This window comes from Nocardia salmonicida NBRC 13393 (assembly GCF_001613085.1).
Taxonomy (GTDB): domain Bacteria; phylum Actinomycetota; class Actinomycetes; order Mycobacteriales; family Mycobacteriaceae; genus Nocardia; species Nocardia salmonicida.
In genome coordinates this window covers 374873-394827 of sequence record NZ_BDBR01000009.1, presented here as the reverse complement: position 1 = coordinate 394827, position 19955 = coordinate 374873, and the positions used below count along the sequence as shown (strand labels likewise).

The 19955-nt window shown below is 68.0% G+C and carries 15 protein-coding genes and 1 pseudogene; 11 read left to right on the top strand and 5 right to left on the bottom strand.

What is annotated here, in order from left to right; genetic code table 11:
• A pseudogene (locus tag NS1_RS40775) lies at nt 1-293 on the top strand (MBL fold metallo-hydrolase); the annotation flags it as partial.
• A gap of 12 nt (nt 294-305) precedes the next feature.
• Here NS1_RS40775 and NS1_RS11620 read toward each other — a convergent pair.
• Together NS1_RS11620 and NS1_RS11615 are read right to left on the bottom strand one after the other, a co-directional pair.
• Nucleotides 306-1880 carry a GMC family oxidoreductase gene (locus NS1_RS11620; protein ID WP_062984046.1) on the bottom strand — a complete coding sequence of 525 codons (1575 nt, stop codon included), beginning with the start codon at nt 1878-1880 and terminating at the stop codon, nt 306-308.
• A 23-nt stretch (nt 1881-1903) separates the two neighbouring features.
• A complete protein-coding gene (locus NS1_RS11615) occupies nt 1904-3619 on the bottom strand; it encodes an aldehyde dehydrogenase family protein (protein WP_062984045.1) in 1716 nt (571 codons plus the stop codon).
• Nucleotides 3620-3907: 288 nt separating this feature from the next.
• Between NS1_RS11615 and NS1_RS11610 the strand changes: the two genes are divergently transcribed.
• From NS1_RS11610 to NS1_RS11585, 6 genes are all read left to right on the top strand, one after another.
• Nucleotides 3908-5098: a PucR family transcriptional regulator gene (locus tag NS1_RS11610; RefSeq protein WP_062984043.1), complete on the top strand. Its 1191-nt coding sequence runs from the start codon at nt 3908-3910 to the stop codon at nt 5096-5098.
• Between the two features lie 93 nt (nt 5099-5191).
• A complete protein-coding gene (locus tag NS1_RS11605; protein ID WP_062984041.1) occupies nt 5192-5773 on the top strand; it encodes a dihydrofolate reductase family protein in 582 nt (193 codons plus the stop codon).
• A gap of 45 nt (nt 5774-5818) precedes the next feature.
• On the top strand, nt 5819-6304 hold the full coding sequence (locus NS1_RS11600) for an Lrp/AsnC family transcriptional regulator (protein WP_062984039.1): 486 nt from the start codon (nt 5819-5821) through the stop codon (nt 6302-6304).
• A 156-nt stretch (nt 6305-6460) separates the two neighbouring features.
• A complete protein-coding gene (locus tag NS1_RS11595) occupies nt 6461-9934 on the top strand; it encodes an indolepyruvate ferredoxin oxidoreductase family protein (RefSeq protein WP_062984125.1) in 3474 nt (1157 codons plus the stop codon).
• Between the two features lie 114 nt (nt 9935-10048).
• Nucleotides 10049-11131 carry a Glu/Leu/Phe/Val dehydrogenase dimerization domain-containing protein gene (locus NS1_RS11590; protein ID WP_062984037.1) on the top strand — a complete coding sequence of 361 codons (1083 nt, stop codon included), beginning with the start codon at nt 10049-10051 and terminating at the stop codon, nt 11129-11131.
• Nucleotides 11128-12621 (top strand): APC family permease, encoded by a 1494-nt coding sequence (locus NS1_RS11585; protein ID WP_062984035.1) that lies wholly within the window; start codon nt 11128-11130, stop codon nt 12619-12621. The genes NS1_RS11590 and NS1_RS11585 overlap by 4 nt, the downstream gene beginning before the upstream one ends.
• Here the strand turns inward: NS1_RS11585 and NS1_RS11580 are convergent.
• Nucleotides 12614-13291, bottom strand: coding sequence for a TetR/AcrR family transcriptional regulator (locus NS1_RS11580; protein WP_062984033.1), 678 nt, complete (start codon nt 13289-13291; stop codon nt 12614-12616). The two genes, NS1_RS11585 and NS1_RS11580, sit on opposite strands and share 8 nt — an antisense overlap.
• Nucleotides 13292-13376: 85 nt before the next feature.
• Between NS1_RS11580 and NS1_RS11575 the strand changes: the two genes are divergently transcribed.
• Nucleotides 13377-14189 carry a thioesterase family protein gene (locus NS1_RS11575; protein WP_062984032.1) on the top strand — a complete coding sequence of 271 codons (813 nt, stop codon included), beginning with the start codon at nt 13377-13379 and terminating at the stop codon, nt 14187-14189.
• Between the two features lie 8 nt (nt 14190-14197).
• On the opposite strand, the gene NS1_RS11570 is transcribed toward NS1_RS11575, so the two are convergent.
• The gene (locus NS1_RS11570) at nt 14198-14938 is read right to left on the bottom strand and encodes an IclR family transcriptional regulator (RefSeq protein ID WP_062984030.1); all 741 of its coding nucleotides are present in this window, start codon (nt 14936-14938) and stop codon (nt 14198-14200) included.
• Complete coding sequence (locus NS1_RS11565) at nt 14935-16428, bottom strand: APC family permease (protein ID WP_062984028.1); 1494 nt, start codon at nt 16426-16428, stop codon at nt 14935-14937. Before NS1_RS11565 ends, NS1_RS11570 begins: the two co-directional genes overlap by 4 nt.
• Before the next feature lie 235 nt (nt 16429-16663).
• Here NS1_RS11565 and NS1_RS11560 point away from each other — a divergent pair, with 235 nt between their 5' ends.
• From NS1_RS11560 to NS1_RS11550, 3 genes are all read left to right on the top strand, one after another.
• Nucleotides 16664-18229, top strand: coding sequence for a flavin monoamine oxidase family protein (locus NS1_RS11560; RefSeq protein WP_062984026.1), 1566 nt, complete (start codon nt 16664-16666; stop codon nt 18227-18229).
• Nucleotides 18230-18258: 29 nt separating this feature from the next.
• Complete coding sequence (locus tag NS1_RS11555; RefSeq protein WP_062984024.1) at nt 18259-18903, top strand: Rid family hydrolase; 645 nt, start codon at nt 18259-18261, stop codon at nt 18901-18903.
• Nucleotides 18904-19045: 142 nt separating this feature from the next.
• A complete protein-coding gene (locus NS1_RS11550; protein WP_062984022.1) occupies nt 19046-19897 on the top strand; it encodes a 3-hydroxybutyryl-CoA dehydrogenase in 852 nt (283 codons plus the stop codon).
• Nucleotides 19898-19955 lie beyond the last annotated feature (58 nt).

The window sequence follows — 19955 nt, the reverse complement described above, 5'->3', positions numbered from 1 at the left end:
TTCTGCGAGCGCTGCCCGGCAGCGACGTGCAATTGGGCGCCATCCAGGGTTTCAACCAGCCGCTCAACGGTTTACGCGATGTGCGCCAGTACATCGAGGCGATCAGACCGGCGATGTTCGTGCCCAGCCATCACGACAACTGGCTTCCCGGCTTCACCGCGCGTGGCGACACCTATGAGCACACGTTGCGCGGCGAGCTGGAACGCATTCCCGCGCAGGGGCGCCCGACCTTGCGTTTCCTCTCCGATCCCGGCGACTACCTTCGACCGGACGCCCTGACGTTCACCCTCTGAGCGACGGCGGTTTCAGCGGAGGAGATCGGCTGCCCTCTCACCGATGACCACCGACGGCGCGTGGGTGTGGCCGCGGATGATGGTCGGCATCACCGAGGCGTCGGCCACGCGCAGACCATCCAGGCCGCGGATCTTCAGGTCAGGGGTGACGACACTGGCTGCGTCGGTACCCATCCGACAAGTGCTGGTGGGGTGGTAAAGAGTGTGAGATTGCCAAGTCAGGGCCTCCTCGAGGGTTTCCGCGAGCGTCGACTGCTCGCGTCTGGGCCGGAGAAATCCGCCGATTCGGGAGCCCAGTGGCTCGGCGGTCGCGATGCGGTGGGAGATCCGCAGGCCGGCGAGCAGCGCGGCGCGGTCGGCGCCGTCGGGGTCGGACAGGTACCTGGGGTCGATGAGCGCCTTGGCCGTCGGGTCGGCAGAGGCCAGGGTCACCGTGCCGCGGCTGCGCGGCTGGAGCAGGATCGGGCCCACCGCGATCCCGTGGCCGGGCGCGACGCCGATCCCCTCGTCGTAGAACGGTGCGGGCCCGAAGATGATCTCGAGATCCGGCAGTTCGAGTTCGGGGCTGCTGCGCACGAAGCCGTACGCCTCACCGACATTGGACGTGAGCATGCCCTTGCGGCGGGCGAGGTAGTTGAGCAACTCCCACGGCTTCTCCGCGTCGAACAGCGTGTCGGAGTCGACGGCGAAGCCGAGCAGCGAGACGAGGTGATCGGTGAGGTTGCGGCCGACCTCGGGCAGGTGGTGCACCACCGGAATGCCGTGGCGGCCGAGCTCTTCCCGGTCACCGACACCGGAGAGCTGCAGCAGCTGCGGGCTGTTGATCGCCCCACCACACAGCACCACTTCCTTACTCGCGCGCACGATCTGGGTGATGCCGTCCTTGCGGTATTCGACGCCGACAGCCCGGGTGCCCTCGAACAGGATCCGCGTCGCCTGCGCGCCGGTGAGCACGGTCAGATTCGAACGCTTGCGCGCCGGCTTCAGATAGGCATCCGCGGTGCTCCACCGGGCGCCGCGTTTCTGACTCACCATGGTTTGCGTGAAACCTTCGGGCTGGGGCAGATTCGCGCGCTCCCGCTTGAAACCGGCGTGCTCGGCCGCGGCGAGGAAGTCGTCGGTCCACCGGCGCGCGCTGCGCTGGTGCGAGATCCGCAGCGGTCCGGAGCGACCCTCGTCGGGTTCGGTGGCGTCCTCGACGGACTCGATGCGCCGGAAGTACTCGACCACGTTCGCGAACGACCAGTCCGGCCCGGCGGCGCGCGCCCACTCGTCGTAGTCGGCCGCGAAACCGCGGACCCACATCATCGCGTTCATCGACGAGGACCCACCGAGCATCTTGCCGCGCGGCCAGAAGATCTGGCGCTCACCGAGTTCGGACTGCGGGGTGGTCAGGTAGTTCCAGTCGAGGTCGGTCTGGAACAGCTTGGAGAACGCCGCCGGAATGTGGACGGCCTGATTCTTGTCCTCGGGACCGGCTTCCAGGGCGATGACGCTGGTGGCCGAGCGCTCGCTGAGCCGTGCCGCGAGCACCGCGCCCGAGGAACCGGTGCCGACGACGACGTAGTCGGCGATGCTGTTGTTCATCTGATTCTCCAAGGAAGTCGGGCTCAGCCGCGCAGGGCGGAAGCGAAGATCTGGGGCAGGCGCAGCCAGCCGGGGTCGGCGCCGAACCCGGCTAGCAATCTGCCCGTACTCGCGGCGGTCTTGTTGCCCACGAACCACGGCGGCTTCGGCGAGATCGCGAGCTCGCCGCGCAGCAGCGACCGCGGCGCGGGACGGAACGGGCCGCGCACGACGGTGCGTTCCACCCGGTCGATCAACCACGCGTTGTGGACGACGCCGATGCCGCTCTGCACGTCGTCGACGGTGTGGCCGGGGAAGGCGCCCCACGACGCGGTCGGCGTCAGGTAGCCGACGCCGGTCCACGCGTTGATCGCCACCGTGCCGTAGCGCAGATCCTCGATCATTTCGTCGAAGGCCGTACCGAGCTCGGAGATCGTGGCGGGCGCGGCGATCACATTGACGCCGAGCGTGCCGACGAACGCCTCGTTCGCGGCGCGAGCCGCCGCGTAGGTGAATTCCGCGCCGGTTCCGGGCAATTCGACCACGCCGAGCACCGGCGCGAAGTATTCCTCGGCCAGCAGCGGCTCGACCGGCGACGGCGCGACCCCGGTGACCAGCAGCCGCTCACCGCTCGGTCCGAGCCGCTCGGCCCCGGGATAGGACTCGAAGGCCCGCGCCACGCGATCGTCGCTGCCCGGGTAGTACGCGCGACGGGCGGGCGCCTTCGCGAGCGCGTCGCGCAGCGCGGCGAGGAACTGGTCCTTCTGCGCCCAATCGGCGGAGATGATCAGCGCCTGGGCGGCGACGCAGTTGTAGCCGCCGTTGTGCAGGCGCTGGGTGGCGACGTGCTCGGCCTGGTAGCCGATATCGGCCGCGCTCCAGTCGCCCGGCAGCACGATCGTCGGCGACACGCCGCCGAGCTCGCTGGTGACCGGCTTGGTGAGCTTCGGCGTGCCCGCCAGCTTCCGCTCGGCCGCCTCGGCATCGGCGCCCCAGACGATCGCGTCGTGGGTGCGCGCACTGCCGGTCATGTGCACGTGGTCGACGAGATCGTTGTCGACCAGATAGCCGCCCACCTCGGCGCCACCGGTGAGCAGCCGCACCGCGCCGAGCTCGATCAGCGGGGCCAGGATCTTGGTGAACACCGGCAGCATCGGATCGGTGATCGGGTTGAGCTTGAGCGCGACGACCCGGTTGTGCGCGATGAGCTCGTAGAGGACGTCCAACGGCGCGATCGAGGTGATGTTGCCCGCGCCGAGCACCGCGCCGATCCCCTGTGTTCGGCTCGGGTCCAGTTGGGCCAGACCGGCATTCGCCTTCGCGGCGGCACTGCTGACGCCGCGCTGCAACCACACCTCGGCGCTGAATCCGTTGAGCAGCAGCGCGTCGAACGGGCTCGCGGGCAGCACATCGACGGTGATCCGGTCGCCCGCGACACCGAAAGAGGCGTTGTGGAGCGGACTTTCGCCGCGGGCGAGGACGTCGAGCGTCTTCGCCAGCGCGCCGAGTCCGGCGGCCATCACATACGGTCCCGAGATCCACTCCTCACCGACCAACGGAGAGGAGGCGTCGAGCCCCTTGATGCCGATGGCTGCGGCGACCCACTCCTGACCGTGCCGCCCGGTGAGCTCACGCACCCGATCCAGCAGCGCACGCCTGTCGGACAGCGAGGTGGCCGCCCACTTCTTCTCGCCTTCGGCGAGTTCGGACAACGCGATATCGACCGCGGCACGGGCGGACTCTGCCTTCTTGGTGACCACTGACGATCCTCCACAACTGTTCGGTACGGTCCACGGCGCAGCGGACGAGATGGATCAATTCTCTCGCCGCCGAGCCGGCAGGCACCATGTGCGCTCGTTGCGGATCGACCCCCACCTCAGTTGTGTGCGAGCACAACGACGACGTGATGCGGCTCATGTCGAGATCTGCGCGCTCTGGCCATCGATCCCGAGTACGACCGGTGTCGACTCCGCTGGTCGATTCACTTGATGTGCCCGTGCACAAATCTATGGTGGCGTGGATCATGTCGTGTCACCTAACATCGAGGGGTGACCGCACCACCGCCGACCACCGCCACGTCGACCTTCGAGCCGGCCGCACAGCTGCTCGACTCGGTCGAGCAGCTGGCCGAGGAGCTGGTGAGTCGCATCGCCGCCGCGGACCGTTCCTATGCCGATCCGGGGCTGCTCACGGCCGAGGAACTCCAGCAGGCATGCCTGGACAACCTCACGGCGATCATCACCACCCTGTCCGGCGCCGAGCCGACGCGGCTGCACACCGCGCGCGCGGTCGGACGACTCAAGGCCGAGCGCGGAGTCCCGATCGCCGCGCTGCTGCACGCCTTCCGGCTCGGCGGCCGATTGCTCTGGGAGGAACTCACGGCCCGGTCCACCGGTCCGGGCGATCCGCGCCTGCACGACCTCGCCACCGCGCTGTGGGAACTGATCGACTCGTTCTCCGACGCGGCTGTCGAGGCATACCGCGAGACCGAGATCATGCTCGCGCATGTCGACGCGCAGTCCCAGAACCGTTTGGTCCGTACGCTTTTCGACGACCACTCCGACAATCCCGCGCACACCTTGACCGCGCTGCGCACTTTGGGCCTGTCCGAGAACGGCACGTTCGCGGTTGTGTCGATCGAGACCACCGACCCCGGCGCCACCCTCCCCGGCAGCCTGGTCGGCGCGTTGCGAGATCTCGGCGCCAGATCCGTGTGGGATTCGCAGATCGACTCACACACCGGGCTGCTGTCCTCGGCGACGCCCGTGGCGGTCGAACGGGCCGCCATCGCATTGCCCGAGCTCGTCGACGGGCGGACCGGCCTCAGCGCCCCCTTCACCAGCCCGACCGCCATTCCCGGCGCACTGACCGAGGCACGCCTCGCCGCCCGCAGCGCGCGACCCGGCGCGCACACCGTCGTCCGATTCGGCAGCGAGCCCGTGGCCCACCTGCTCGTCACGGTGCCCGAGGCGAGTCGGCGGGCCACGACCCAGATCCTCGGGCCCGTACTTCGACTGCCCACTGCCGAACGCGACGATCTGATCGGGGCGCTCGACGCCTGGTATCAATGCCGCGGATCGACCGCCGCCGCCGCCGAACAGCTGCACTGTCACCGCAATACGGTGCGCTACCGCCTGCGCAAGATTCGCGACCTCACCGGCCGTGACACCGCCGACCCGGTGCAGTCGGCGGAGCTGCATCTGGCGCTGCAAGCGGTCACCCTCCTCGGGCCGTCGTAACCCGATCGGCCGGGGAATGCCGCATCGGGCGATGAGTTTGCCCGGGTGAGCTCGTCTGCATCGATACAACCCGCAGACGATCAGGAGAACCCGATGGCGACCACTTACACCTTCGATGTCTTTTCCAGCCTCGACGGCTTCGGCAGCTACAACGGTAATGGTGACTGGGGTGGGTACTGGGGCAAGCAAGGCCCCGAACTGCTCGACCACCGCCTCGCTCTGTTCGAGGTGGAGCAGCGAATGATCTTCGGGCCCAACACCTATCGGGCGTTCGCGGACATGCTGGCCGCGGGCGACGTGGACGAGGTGCGCGACCCCTGGGTCACCCGGATGCGCGATCTCCCGGCGACGGTGGTGTCGAACACCCTCGAGGGGCCGCTCGACTGGCCGGACGGGACCATCGCGCGCGGCGACGCGATCGATGTCGTCGCCCGGCTCAAGGAGGAGTCCGCGGTGCCGTTGCGCTCCCACGGCAGTTTGTCGATGAACCGGGCGCTGATGGCCGCGGGACTCGTAGACCGAGTCCAGGTGACGCTGTTCCCGGTGATCACCGGACAGACCGGTGACGACCCGATCTTCCGGGGCGCGGCCGACTTCGACCTCGAACTGCTCGAGCACCGCACGCTCGACGGCGACATCCAGGAACTCGTCTACCGACCGACCCTGCACGGCTGAGTCCGGTGTGAAGTCAGCCGGTTCGCGGCGTGTCAGAATGCGCCCATGACCATCAAGTTCGACGCACTCGATGCCGCGTTGCTGGCCGAACTGGCCCGTGATCCGCGGGCGCCGATCCTCGAGCTGGCGCAACGGCTCGGGGTCGCCCGCAATACCGTGCAGGCGCGGATGCGCAGGCTCGAGGCCTCGGGCGCCGTGCGGGGGTATCCGCCCGATATCGATGTGCAGGCGATCGGGTTCGCGGTGCACGCGTTCCTCGGCATCGAACTCGACCAGAACAAGCTGGATCCGATCATCGAGACGCTGCGCGGGTTCCCGCACGTACTCGAGGTGCATGCCACCACCGGCCGCGCCGACCTGCTGGTCCGCATCGCCGCGCGATCCCAGCAGGACCTGCTGGAGATCATCCAGCGGGTCCACGCCATCGAGGGCGTGAAACACACCGAGACGATGCTCGCGCTGGCCACCCCGATCGGGTACCGGAGCCTGCCCCTGGTCGAGCATCTGACGAACACCCGCGATGTGACCTAGGTCTCGCGACTCGAGCAGATTGACGCATTCGAGTCAGTGGCGCAGATCACTTTTGAGCAGTCTGATCAACTTTTTAGCCGACTGTTGACACAGATCACCTATCACCGGCACATTTCGCTGCACCGATAGCAAGTTCCTTCGCGCAGTGAGGTGATCATGACCAGCGTCGTCTGTTCCACCGCCCGACCGCTGGCCGACCCGGCCGCACCCTACGACCTCGCCGATCGCTACCGCTCCGGCGCGGGCCCGGTGCTGCTGACCGGGGTCCAGGCCATCGCCCGGCTGATGGTGGAACAGCACGTGCGCGATATCCGTGCCGGTCGCCGCGTCGCCACATTCGTCTCCGGCTACCAGGGCAGCCCGCTGGGCGGGGTGGACAAGATGCTGCTCGGCATGCCGGAGGTGCTCACCGAGCACGACATCACCTTCGTTCCCGGGTTCAACGAGGAGCTGGCGGCCACCTCGGTCTGGGGTAGCCAGGCCGAGCTGCCCGCCGGACAGCCGACCCACGACGGCGTTGTCGGCGTCTGGTACGGCAAGGGCCCCGGCGTCGACCGCGCGACCGACGCCATCCGGCACGCCAATATGTACGGGGTGAACCCGCGCGGCGGCGTGCTGCTGCTGGTGGGCGACGATCCGGCCTCGAAGTCGTCGACCGTGCCCGCGGTGAGCGAACGCTCGCTGGCCGCCATGGGCGTTCCGGTGCTGTTCCCGCGCAATGCCGAGGAGATCATCACCCTGGGCATGCAGGGCATCGCGCTGTCGCGGGCGTCGGGCTGTGTGGTGGCGCTGAAGATCGTCGCCGATGTCGCCGACGGCGCCTGGACGGTCGACGCTGGCGTGGCCGACCTGGCCGTGACGGTGCCCGAAGTGCATTGGGAGGGAAGGCCGTTCGTCTACCGGCAGCGGCCGATGGCGGCGCCGACCGACAGCGTGCTCGCCGAGGCGGACCTGTACGGACCGCGCTGGGCGACGGTGCACGCCTACGGCGCGGCCAACGCCCTCGACGTGATCGAGGTGGACCCGGCCGAGGCTACGGTGGGGATCGCGGCCACCGGCACCACCTTCGACGCCGTCCGCCAGGCCCTGCTGGATCTGGGCGTCGACGACGCGACCATGCACCGGGCCGGAATCCGGTTGCTGCGCATCGGCATGCCGTACCCGCTCGGCTCCGCCGCGCTCACCGAGTTCGCCCGTGGCCTGGAGCAACTGATCGTCGTCGAGGACAAGACCGCGTTCATCGAAACCCAGGTCCGCGAGATCCTCTACGGCACCACGGACGCGCCGCAGGTGCTCGGCAAGCAGGACGAGCGCGGCGCGCGACTGATGCCCGTCGACGGCGAACTCACCGCGGGACGCCTGCTCGCCCCGCTGCGCCGGGTGCTGCGCGGGCGGGTCGAGCTGAAACGGGCAGCGCCACCGGCACTTCCGCTCGAAGTCCTCTCCGCCAAGCGGACCCCCTACTTCTGCAGCGGGTGCCCGCACAACCGCTCCACCGCCCTGCCCGACGGCTCGATCGGCGGCGGCGGCATCGGCTGCCACACGCTGGTCACCATGTCCGGGCGCACCGACAGCGCGGTCACCGGGCTGACCCAGATGGGCGGTGAGGGCAGCCAGTGGATCGGGCAGGCGCCGTTTACCGACGTCCCGCATCTGTTCCAGAACATCGGCGACGGCACCTTCTTCCATTCCGGGCAGCTGGCCGTGCAGGCATGCGTGGCGGCCAAGGTGAACATCACCTACAAGCTGCTCTGGAACGAGGTCGTCGCGATGACCGGCGCCCAGGATGTGGAGGGCGGGATCACCGTCGCCCAGCTCACCCACAAGCTCACCACCGAGGGCGTCGGACAGATCATCATCTGCGCCGATGATCCCAAGCGCCACCACAAGCGGGCGCTGGCCAAGGGCACGCTGCTGTGGCATCGCGACCGGCTCGACGAGGCGCAGCGGATGCTGCGCGAGATCGAGGGCGTCACCGTGCTGATCTACGACCAGCACTGCGCCGCCGATGCCCGCAGGCAGCGCAAACGCGGAACGCTGCCGGTTCGCAACACCAGGGTGGTGATCAACGAGGCCGTCTGTGAGGGCTGCGGCGACTGCGGCGCCAAGTCGAACTGCCTGTCCGTGCAGCCGGTCGAGACGGAATTCGGGCGCAAGACCCGCATCGACCAGACCTCGTGCAACACCGATTACAGCTGCCTGGACGGCGATTGCCCGTCGTTCGTGACGGTGGAGGTCGACCCGGAGAAGGGGAAAGCCGAGCCGCGCAAAACCATCGAGCCGCCCGCGGTGACCGATCCGGCCGTGGACGCACCGCAACGCACCCAGAACGTACTGATCGCCGGCATCGGCGGCACCGGCATCGTGACGGTGAACCAGGTGCTGGCCACCGCCGCCCTGCGCGCCGGATACGAGGTAGAGAGCCTGGACCAGATCGGCCTGAGCCAGAAGGCCGGACCCGTGCTGTCGCACCTGCGTTTCTCCGCAACGGAATTGGAGCCCGCCAACCGGCTCACCCCGGGGAGCGCGGACTGTCTGCTCGCCGTCGACCTGCTCACCGCCACCGATCCGAAATACCTCCAGTACGGCGACGCGGCGAGCACCACGGCCGTGGCCTCGACGAGTCAGACCCCGACCGGCGACATGGTGTTCGACAAGTCGGTGGCCTACCCCGCGACGGAAACGCTGCTGGAACGCCTTGCCACGGTGACGAATTCGATCAGTCACTTCGACGCGCTCGCGGCGGCGCTGACCCTGTTCGGGAACACCGCGGCGGCGAACTTCCTCATCGTCGGCGCGGCCGTGCAGACCGGCGGGCTGCGACTGCCCGTCGCGGCGATCGAGGAAGCCATCGGGATCAACGGTGTCGCGGTGAACGCCACCATCGCGGCGTTCCGGTGGGGGCGGGTCGCCGTCGCCGATCCGGCGGCGTTCGCGGCGGCGGTCGAAACCGGTCGGCCTCGGCGCACCCAGCCGGTGGCGCCCGCGGAGTTGCTGGCACACACCAGCTTCGAGGGCGAGGTGCGCAGGCTCGTGGAACTTCGAGCAGCGCAGCTGATCGGCTACCAGAACGCGAAGGTGGCGCGCCGCTACCTCGAGACGGTCGAATCAGTTTGGGCGGCAGAACGTTCCGTCACCGAGCGCACCGAGTTCAGTGAGGCGGTCGCACGCGGGCTGTTCAAGTTCACGGCGTACAAGGACGAGTACGAGGTGGCCCGACTGCTCGTGGACCCGGACTTCCTCGCCGACGTGCAAGCCCAGGTGCCGGGTGGCGAGAAGCTCACCTACAAACTGCACCCGCCGATGCTGCGCGCACTGGGTCGGGACAAGAAGATCGGACTCAGGCCGAAGTCGCATGTGGCGCTGAAGGTTCTGGCCAAGGGTAAGTTCCTGCGCGGCACCATGCTCGACCCCTTCGGCTACGCCCACGTCCGCAAGGTCGAACGCGAACTGCTGGCCCACTACACCGACATGGTGCGACGACTGGCTGATGGCCTGACCACCGAGAACTACGACACAGCCACCGCAGCAGCCGCACTGACCGATGTAGTGCGCGGTTACGAGGACATCAAACTCGGCAATGTCGAGCTGTACCGCGCCGGACTGCGCGATCTCGGCATCGAGGACTGAAGCCCTCCGGCACCTGCCACGCACCCACACCGCCGCATACCCGCGGCACCACCACAACACCGTCGCACGCCGGGCACGACCCTTGCTGCGCGGTAACAAGAAAGGAAATCGACAGTGACCGTTGCGCACACCGAGGCAGGAGTCTTCGGCCGATCGCACGAGCTCAGTGCCCGCGCCCACGAGCAGGTCGTGTTCTGCGAGGACGACAGGTCCGGGCTGAAGGCGATCATCGCCATCCACTCGACCGCGCTCGGCCCCGCCCTCGGCGGTACCCGCTTCTACCCCTACGCCGACGAATCCGCCGCGTTGCAGGACGTCCTGCGACTGTCGTGGGGCATGACCTACAAGGCAGCGGCGGCGGGGGTGGATCTCGGTGGCGGCAAAGCGGTGATCATCGGCGACCCGGCCACCATGAAGAACGAGGACCTGCTCGCCGCCTACGGACGCTTCGTCGAAACCCTCGGTGGGCGCTACATCACCGCCGGTGACGTGGGCACCGGCACCGACGATCTCGACGTCATCGGCAGGCACACCCGCCATGTCACCGGCCGCAGCGTCGGCGCGGGCGGCAGCGGTGACAGCGCCCGACTGACCGCGCTCGGCGTGTTCCACGCGATGCGATCCGGTGCCGAATTCGTCTGGGGTGCACCCACACTGGCCGGTCGCACGGTCGGCGTCGAGGGCGTCGGCAAGGTCGGCCGCGAGCTCACCGCCCTGCTGCTCGCCGACGGCGCCGAGGTCTGCGTGACCGATGTGAACGAGGCGGCGCTGGCGCGCATCACCGACGAACTGCCTGCCGTGCGGCTGCTGTCGGCGGTGTCCACCGCACCGGTCGACGTGTACGCACCGTGCGCCATGGGCGCCACCCTCACCGCGGCCGGCGCCGCGACGATCGAGGCGAAGCTGATCTGCGGCGCGGCCAACAACCAACTCGCGACCCCCGAAGTCGAGCGGGCGCTCACCGAGCGCGGCATCGTCTGGGTGCCCGATTTCGTCGCCAACGCCGGTGGCCTCATCCAGGTGGCCGGTGAACTGCGCGCCGCCTCGCCCGCCGAGGTAGAAGCCGAGGTCGCCGACATCTACCCGCGCTGCCGCGAGATCATCGCCGCCGCCGTCACCGAGGGCATCGGGACCGGCGCCGCCGCCAACCGCTTCGCCGAGCGCCGTCTCGATGCCATTCCGAGGTCGCTGCGATGATGTCGAAGAGCGGACTGTTCCGCACCAAGTCCGTCGAACAGTCGATCCGCGACACCGACGATCCGGATGCCAAGCTGCGTAAGGATCTGACGGCCAAGGACCTGACGATCTTCGGTGTCGCGGTGGTGATCGGCGCGGGCATCTTCACCCTCACCGCGCGCACCGCGGGCACGGTGGCGGGACCCGCGGTCTCGCTGGCCTTCGTCTTCGCCGCGATCGCCTGCGGGCTCACGGCCCTGTGCTACGCGGAGTTCGCCTCGACCGTGCCGGTGGCGGGCAGCGCGTACACCTTCGCCTACGCCACCTTCGGTGAGGTGATCGCCTGGATCATCGGCTGGGATCTGATCCTGGAGTTCGCGATCGCGGTGTCGGTGGTCGCCAAGGGCTGGTCGCAATACCTCGGCGAAGTGCTCGGGTCCTCGGCGCCGGTGATCCATCTCGGATCGGTGACCTTCGACTGGGGCGCGGTGCTGATCATCGCGGTGGTCGGCGTGCTGCTGGCGACCGGGACCAAGTTGTCGTCGCGGGTATCGGCCGTCGCCGTCGCGATCAAACTGGGTGTGATCGCGCTGGTGCTGGTCGTCGGCGCGACCTATTTCAAGCCGTCGAACCTGACGCCCTACATCCCGCCCGCGCAACCGTCGGAGAAGGCCGAGGGGATGCACCAGTCGCTGTTCGCCTTCCTCACCGGATCCGGTGGCACCAGCTACGGCTGGTACGGACTGCTCGCCGCGGCCAGCCTGGTGTTCTTCGCCTTCATCGGCTTCGACGTAGTGGCCACCACCGCCGAGGAAACGCGCAATCCGCAGCGCGACATCCCGCGCGGCATCCTGGCGTCGCTGGCGATCGTGACGGTGCTCTACATCGCGGTCTCGGTGGTCCTCACCGGCATGGTGTCCTACACCGAACTCGCCGACGGCAACGCCACGCTCGCCACCGCCTTCGCCATCCAGGGCGCGACCTGGGTGAAGAACATCATCGCCATCGGCGCGCTGGCCGGGCTGTCGACCGTGGTGATGGTGATGTTCCTCGGCCAGACCCGGGTGTTGTTCGCCATGGCCCGTGACGGTCTGCTGCCCCGAGGTCTGGCCAAGACCGGCAAGAAGGGCACGCCGGTTCGGCTGACCGTGCTCGTCGGTGTGGTGTGCGCGCTGCTGGCCGGCTTCGTCGAGTTCGGCACGCTGGAGGAAATGGTCAATGTCGGCACGCTGGTCGCCTTCGTGCTGGTGTCGATCGGGGTGCTGGTGCTGCGCCGGACCCGTCCGGATCTGCCGCGCGGATTCCGCGTCCCGTTCGTACCGGTGGTTCCCATCCTGGGCGCCCTGGCCTGCCTGTGGCTGATGGTCAACCTCTCGATCGAGACCTGGCTGCGCTTCGTGATCTGGATGGCACTCGGTGTCATCGTCTACTTCGCGTACGGTCGCAGGCACTCGATCCTCGGACGCGGACAACCAGAATCCGCGGAGCCGGAGTTGACGCCGGTCAGATAACCGAAACCGCTGCACGCTCGTCGGGGTCGGCGCTCCCACCGGATCGCCGGCCCGCGATCGACGCGACATCACCGACGGTTGTCGCGACCGTGGTGCACCGCACCAGCATCTCGGGGATGCTCACCTCATCGATATGGCGTTGGTACCAGCTCACCAGTGCCGACAGGATCCCCAGCCACACGTCGGCGAGGATCTCGCGGTCGGTCGGATCCACCGGGCCCCGAGGACCGAGCAACGCGAAGGTTCCGTCCATCGCGAGTGCGCGGATCGACGCGCGATAGGTCAGCGCTGCCCGCCCGCCGGCCGTGGTCTCCAGCACCGTCGTGTCGTGGAGCAGTTCCCAGTCGTATCGCCGGTCACGCAGTGATTCGAAGATGCACCGGAGGGTGTCGGAAGCCATGTATTCGGCCGGACTGGTGGCGAGCACTCCGGTGATCGCGGTGACCAGCACCTCGCCCGCCTCTTGCACGCACCGCAGATGCAGGGCGTCCTTGCTGCCGAACAAGCTCAGGATCAACGCCTTGGAAATGTCGGTCTCCGCGGCGACAGCCTCCAACGACGTTCGCCGATATCCGTCGGTGCCGAAACGGAGCGTGGCAGCGGCCAGTATTCGTCGCTCCCGTTCCTGACGCGGCACCCCTTTGGTCCCCGAGCCGGTTGCCTGACGCACCGCCCCAGCTTACAGTCGAGTCACCGATATGACCGTGTGGTCATATCGGTGGCGAGAACGAGAATTGATCGAAAGGCGCAACCCGGTGACGTATACGGCGCAACCGCGACCCAGTTATTTCGAACGGGTCGGTGCGCACAGCTTCGTGCCGACGGTTCACGCCAGAGGGGCCTGGGCTGTCGATGAGCAGCACTTCAGCCCGCTCGGCGGGCTACTGGTCCACGAGATCGAACGAGCGCGAGCCGACGAAGGACGAGCCGAGCTACTGATCAGCCGCTTGAGCTTCGACATTCTCGGCCGAAACACGTTCGAGCAGTTCGATATTCACGTGGAAACCATCCGTCCGGGTCGAACGATCGAACTCGTCGAGGCGACAGTCACCATCGCGGGCCGTGTCACTGTGTCGGCGCGCGCCTGGCTGATGACGGCCGAGGACACCTGCGCCGTCGCGGGCGGAGAGCCGGACCGACTCCCCGCGCCGGAATCGCTGTCGCCGTGGCCGCTCGGTTCCGTGTGGCCCGGCGGGTATGTCGCTTCACTGGAGACTCGGCCGGTCGGTATCCCCCAGCCCGGACGCACCACGGCGTGGCTGTCCACACCTCTCGATCTGGTCGCGGGCGAAAAGGCAAGCGCCCTGGCGTCGTATGTAGCCCTGGTCGACACGGCCAACGGCATCGCGGTCCGCCAAGAACCCACCAAATGGATGTTCCCCAACCTGGATCTGACCGTTCACCTTTACCGGCAACCCGAGGCGGGGTGGACGGGCCTCGACACCACTGTCACCTTCGGCCACACCGGCCAAGGCATCACGAGCACCGTCTTGCACGACATCCGCGGCCCAGTCGGGCGCGCCGAGCAGATCCTCACCGTTCGACCACAGCCGGACAGCGAGAAATAGCGCCGCTGTCACAGCGTCAGCTGGTCGGCGGAGGACGTGAGCAGGTCGATGAGGTCGCGGTCGTGCACGGGCAGACGGCCGGTCTTGCCGATCGCGGCCAGGGCGCCGGTGATGGTGCCGTCGGCGGTGCGGATCGGAACGGCGACAGCGCTGCGGCCGAGGCGGCATTCGTTCACCTCGACAGCGACGGCGTTCGCGGCGACTCGGCGAAGCTCGGCGGCGAGGTCGGCAGCTTCGGTGATGGTGAAGGTGGTGACCTTGCGCAGGGTTGCCTCGGCAGCGAATTCAGGGTGCCGCACCATCAGTATCTTGCCGATCGCGGAGGCGTGCGGATAGTTGACCAGCACCTTCTCCCCGCTCAGCTCGTGGTCGGGGTCCTTGTCGATCATCCTGATCCGGCCGCAGTCGAAGGAGGCGAGATGGATGCCGAAGCGCAGCTGGGCGCGTAGTTCGCCGAGGATGCGGGGATTGCCAGAGGCAGGCTCCGGCGCGGCCGCCCCGGCGAGTTCGCGGGTACGGCGGCCGAGGGCGAAGCCGGACAGGTCCTCGATCCGCACCAGATAGCCGTCGGCGACAAGGAGATTCAGGAGGCGGTACGCGGTCGCGGGGGCGATGCCGGTCTGCGCGGCGATGTCTTTCGCGGTGGCGCCCGAGCCGAGTTGCGCCACCGCTTCGAGCAGGGCCAATGCCTTCTGGACAGCCCTCGGCTCGTGCCCGGTCGGGCCGTCGCGGCGGGTCGTCGTTGTCACTGTTCGCCGCGGTCCGCCCCCACCAGGGCCATCGCGCCGCGGGCGTTGACGGCGAACACCCCGGCACCGGGCAGCACGTCAGCGGATTCGGGACTGTCGAAAACACCCATGCCCGTGAGGGTTCGGGGATCGGTGTCCCGGAGATATCGATACCAGGCGGCACCGACCACCAGCACCGCGAGCACCGTCGCGGGCACGACCAGCACACCGTCGCTCGCATCCGACACCGTCAGACAGAGCAGCACCGAAGCGAGCACCCCACTGCCGACCCACCCGGCGACGAGGTCGACCCGGCTCAGCTCTCGGATACGGCCGAGGAACAGCACAGCCCCCACCGCGACCAGGATGTAGGACAGAGCGAGCGCCGTGCGCATAACAGTCTTGGCCTCGGCCGGCACACCGTCGAGCGCGACGAAACCCGAACCGGCCGTCGCGACTATGCCGATGATCAGCACCAATGCCACGTGCGGGGTCCGCAACCGCGGACCGACCCGGCTCAGCAGCCGCGGCAGCACACCCTCCACACTCATCGAATACACCAGTCGCGACGCCGCGTTGGACGAAGCCATCGACGATCCGAGCCACGAGCACGTCAGCCCCGCGTCGAGCAGGATCACCACGAGCAGACTCGACCCACTGGCCGTCCCGTGCAGATACGCGTTGACCACCGCTCCCGCATGCCCGGACCAGGCCGCCCACGACGCGAAGATGAACAGTGCCCCGCACAGGACCGGGGTGAGCAGCACGGTGCGGGTAACGGTGACCAGCGGACGTCGCGTCTCCGGTGCGAAGAAGGTGGCGCTCTCGAAGCCCGCGAGCGCGAAAAGCGCCGACATCGCGATCGCCAGCACCGCGGGAACATTCGGTGCGGTCGGCGTGATCGCGACGGCGGGCCCCGATACCAGCATGAGGCCGATGATGAAGGCCAGCGAACACGCCTCGACCGCCAGAATCGCGATCGCGGCGAACCGCACGCCGCGCACGAGCACCGCCCCGACCAGCACCGCGATGCCGAGGTAGACCGCCCCGATCTGCCAGCCGCGCAGCGTGATTCCCAGTTGCGCCGCCAACGCGAGCGCGGTCTGCGACCCGTGATACATCGTCAAAGACGCACTGCCCAGATACTTCACGAGCATTCCGACACCACACGTCAGCGCCGCACGCGGTCCCGCGCCATGGCTGACGAACGTATACAGGCCGCCCGCCGCGGACAGCCGCCGGGTGAACTGTGCGACGCAGAACGCGATCAGGGTGACGACCAGAGTGGCCACGATGATGGTCACCACCCCGGGCAGCAGCGTGTCGTGGGTGAGCATGGTGACCGGCAACAGCACCATCGACGCGGCGGGCGCGGTGGTGGCCACCGACTGACCGAGCAGCGCCACCCCGGACAGTTGCCTGCGCCCGAGCGCGCGCAACGGCGACACCGCAGGTCGCTCGGGCTCCCCCGCCGCGAACGACCGCGCGACCGCGTCGGCCAATGCCGTCACCACACACCTCCCAGTTGCCGGTGCGGGCGAGGTTAACCAGAGCTGGTTTCGGGGGTATTGCGGGCGCGAGTCAAGCGATGGACACCGAGCGAGAAAGTGCCGACGGCGATCTCACTCACCGATCGGTGAACGTTTTCCACGGCGTAGCGGCACCGACCCACCCTCGACGGACGCTGTCGCAGAACGGATATCGCGGCGGACGGAGCTTCCCATGGCAGTCACCAGAAGATCATTCATGCAGAGTCTCGGCATCACCGGTGGTGCCGGTCTCGCCTACGGCGCGATGTCGACCCTCGGCCTCGCGCCCGCGACGGCGCAGGTGTCGTTCCGCTCGCCCGCCATGGGCGACCTCATCGGCAAGGCCGACGGTGGCGCGAAGGTGGCGATCCTCGGCGGCGGGCCCTCGGGGTTGTGCGCGGCCTACGAACTGGGCAAAGCCGGCTACGACGTGACCGTGCTCGAAGCCAGGAAGCGCGCGGGCGGGCGGGTGTGGTCGGTGCGCAACGGCACCACCGAAACCGATCTCAACGGCGAAACCCAGAGTTGCACCTTCGCCGAAGGGCATTACTTCAACCTGGGCGCCACGCGAATCCCGCAGAGCCACATCACCCTCGACTACTGTCGCGAACTCGGTGTCGAGATCCAGCCGTTCGGCAATCAGAACGCCAACACCCTCGTGAATTACCGGAGCGACACCTCGATCTCCGGTCAGTCGGTGCAATACCGCGCGGCCAAGGCAGATATGTACGGCTACATGTCCGAGCTGCTGCAAAAGGCAGCGTCGCGTGGCGCACTCGACGATGTACTCTCCGGCGCCGACAAAGAGGCGCTGTCCTCGTTCCTGCGCGATTTCGGTGACCTCTCCAGTGACGGCCGCTATCTCGGCTCGACCCGGCGCGGCTACACCTCCGAGCCCGGTGCGGGCCTGAACTTCGGCGAACAGCCGGCGCCGTTTCCCTTGTCGGACACGATCCGCAGCGGCCTCGGCCGCAATTTCAGCTTCGAATTCGGCTACGACCAGGCCATGATGATGATGACTCCGGTCGGCGGCATGGACCGCATCTACGCCGCCTTCCAGCGCGAAATCGGCAAGGAGCGCATCCATTTCGGCGCCGAGGTGTCGGCGATGAAGAACACCCCCGACGGTGTGCGGATCGAATACACCCAGGACGGCACGAACATGTCCCTCGATGCCGACTACTGCATCTGCACGCTGCCGCCCAATCTCGTCGGTCGCCTCGCCAACAACCTGCCCGCCGACGTACTCACCGCGCTGAAGGCCGCGATCCCGGTGTCCTCCGGCAAGCTCGGCATCGAATACTCGCGCCGCTGGTGGGAGCTCGACGACCGGATCTACGGCGGCTCCAGCAACACCGACAAAGACATCGCACAGATCATGTTCCCGTACGACCACTACAACGGCGACCGTGGCGTGGTGGTCGGCTACTACAACACCGGCAAACGCCATCAAGGGTTCGAATCACTCACGCACCGGCAACGTTTGGCGAAAGCCGTCGACGAAGGCGCGGCGATCCACGGCGACAGGTACCGCAGCGACATCGCCTCGTCGTTCTCCGGCAGCTGGCGACGAACCAAGTACTCCGAGGGCGCGTGGGTCGGCTGGTCGGGCAGCGGTTCCCACGGCGGCGAGGCCACCGCCGAGTACACGAAACTCCTCGCCCCCGTGGAGCGCATCTACTTCGCCGGCGACCACCTGTCCAATGCGATCGCCTGGCAGCACGGCGCCTTCACCTCCGCCCGCGATGTGGTGACCGCGCTGCATGCCCGCGTCGCCGCCTGAATCTCTCACCCCGACAAGGAGTATCGACCATGAAAACGACGATCACCCTGGCCGTGACAACCCTCGCGGCGCTCGCCCTGACTTCCTGTTCAGCCGATCCGGTCGAGTCGAAGCCGACCGGTGCGCCGAGTACGTCGGTTCTCGAAGTGGGACAGGCGAATCCGATGATCGCCCAGGGCGTGACGATCGCCGCCGACGCCGCCGTCTACAAGACCAGCGGCCTGGGCCCCACCGCCACCAACAAAGCCGCCCCCACCGGCAGCCCCGAATCCTTCATCGACACCCAGCAGTTCGCCGACGCGAAGCTGCCCGCCGGTGTCACCGTCACCGAAGCACAGGGCATGTCGGTGCTGGCCAGAATCCGGGAGAACCTCGAAGCCCAGGGCCTGACCCTGGACAACGTGATCAGCATGCGCGTGTTCCTCGACAACGCCCCCGGCACCGACCGCGCCGACTACGCCGGCTGGAACCGCGCCTACCGGCAGTTCTTCGCCAATACGAATCTCACCACCGGCGACACCGAGCTGGTCCCCCTCGGCACCGCGGCACCGGCCGCGCCCCTGGTCCGCAACGCGGCACGGCCGAGCCGCTTCGCCCTGGAAGTAGCGAGTCTGCCGGTGGCGGGATGGCTGGTCGAAGTCGAAGTCGACGCGGTGTACCCGGTGAGTAAGTGAATCGTGCCTGACGAATTCCCTGTTCAGGGGCATGTCCGGCCCGTGCGATAGCTCACGTTCCGGCAGCCTGTGGCACTGAGTGCCAGCCCGGGTGAAATAATCCCCGGGACAACCAGGGCAATGCGATGTTGGGAGTTCGGCAATGGAGTTGATCGGTGTAATCGGCGGCGGCACGATGGGTGCGGGTATCGCGGAGGTGTGCGCCAAGGCGGGCAGCTCGGTGCTCGTGCTCGAGACGAAGCCGGAGTTCGCCGAGGCGGCGCAGAACCGGATCGCCACCTCGATCGCCCGCGGCGTCGCCAAGGGCAAGATCACCCAGGACGAGGCCGACGCCGTGCTCGCGCGGGTGCGCGTGACCCTGGACATGAACGAGTTCGCCGATCGCGACCTGGTGATCGAGGCGGCGCCGGAGATCGAGGCGCTCAAGTACGAGATCTTCGGCAAGCTGGACAAGATCGTCAAGCCCGAGGGCATCCTGGCCACCAACACCTCCTCGATCCCCGTGATCAAGGTGGCGGGCGCGACCGAGCGGCCCGAGCGGGTCGTCGGTGTGCACTTCTTCAACCCCGTGCCGGTGATGCCGCTGGTCGAGATCATCTCGACCCTGGTGACCGCGCCGGAAGCGGCCGCGGCCGTCACCGACTACGTGAAGAACACCCTCGGCAAGATGGCCGTGCAGGCCGGTGACCGCTCCGGGTTCATCGTCAACGCGCTGCTCATCCCCTACCTCTGTTCCGCGATTCGGATGCTCGAGTCGGGCTACGCCACCGCCGAGGACATCGACGCGGCGATGAAGGGCGGCTGTGGCTACCCGATGGGCCCGCTGACGCTGCTCGACACCGTCGGCCTCGACATCGCCCTCGCGGCGTCGGAGTCGCTGTACGCGGAGTTCGCCGAGCCGCACTACGCGCCGCCGGCACTGCTGCGCCGGATGGTGGACGCGGGCCGACTGGGCCGCAAGACCGGGCGTGGGTTCTACGACTACGCGAAGTGATCCGCTGTCCCGCAGGAGCTCGTGCTCCTGCGGGACGCCTCCGCCACAGCAGTGGTCC

What these genes read in the sequence shown, in the direction of transcription:
- NS1_RS11620 (WP_062984046.1), bottom strand. Translation starts at nt 1,880, where the DNA reads ATGAACAACAGCATCGCCGACTACGTCGTCGTCGGCACCGGTTCCTCG.
- NS1_RS11605 (WP_062984041.1), top strand. Translation starts at nt 5,192, where the DNA reads ATGGCGACCACTTACACCTTCGATGTCTTTTCCAGCCTCGACGGCTTC.
- NS1_RS11600 (WP_062984039.1), top strand. Translation starts at nt 5,819, where the DNA reads ATGACCATCAAGTTCGACGCACTCGATGCCGCGTTGCTGGCCGAACTG.
- NS1_RS11595 (WP_062984125.1), top strand. Translation starts at nt 6,461, where the DNA reads ATGACCAGCGTCGTCTGTTCCACCGCCCGACCGCTGGCCGACCCGGCC.
- NS1_RS11585 (WP_062984035.1), top strand. Translation starts at nt 11,128, where the DNA reads ATGATGTCGAAGAGCGGACTGTTCCGCACCAAGTCCGTCGAACAGTCG.
- NS1_RS11560 (WP_062984026.1), top strand. Translation starts at nt 16,664, where the DNA reads ATGCAGAGTCTCGGCATCACCGGTGGTGCCGGTCTCGCCTACGGCGCG.
- NS1_RS11555 (WP_062984024.1), top strand. Translation starts at nt 18,259, where the DNA reads ATGAAAACGACGATCACCCTGGCCGTGACAACCCTCGCGGCGCTCGCC.
- NS1_RS11550 (WP_062984022.1), top strand. Translation starts at nt 19,046, where the DNA reads ATGGAGTTGATCGGTGTAATCGGCGGCGGCACGATGGGTGCGGGTATC.